Annotated in this window: 1 protein-coding gene; it reads left to right on the top strand. The window is 73.6% G+C overall.

Annotation, left to right across the window (positions count from 1 at the left end; all coding sequences use genetic code 11):
- The coding region (locus IH54_RS41165; RefSeq protein WP_043183764.1) for an AMP-binding protein at nt 1–292 on the top strand (292 nt) is incomplete at both ends.

The following is a 292-nucleotide window of genomic DNA, read 5'->3' as shown; positions in this document are numbered from 1 at the left end:
GGCGGTGCTCAGCTCGCGTCGGGCGCACATGCTGGTGGCGCTGCTGGGCGTGGCGATGTCGGGGGCCGCGTACGTGCCCGTCGACCCCGACTACCCGGCGGCGCGCATCGCGTACGTCGTGGAGGACTGCGGGGCCGCGCTCGTCCTGACCGACACCGATCTGGACGGGGTGCTGGACGACCTGGACACCGCTGTGGTGGAGCTGCCGCGGCCGGAGCCGGCGGACACCGCGTACGTCCTCTACACCTCGGGGTCGACCGGCAACCCCAAGGGTGTCGTCGTCCCGCACCGC

The organism is Streptomyces sp. NRRL F-5123 (genome assembly GCF_000721495.1).
Classification (GTDB): domain Bacteria; phylum Actinomycetota; class Actinomycetes; order Streptomycetales; family Streptomycetaceae; genus Actinacidiphila.
Note: the sequence above shows the minus strand (reverse complement) of the source record. Positions and strands in the feature narration are given on the sequence as shown.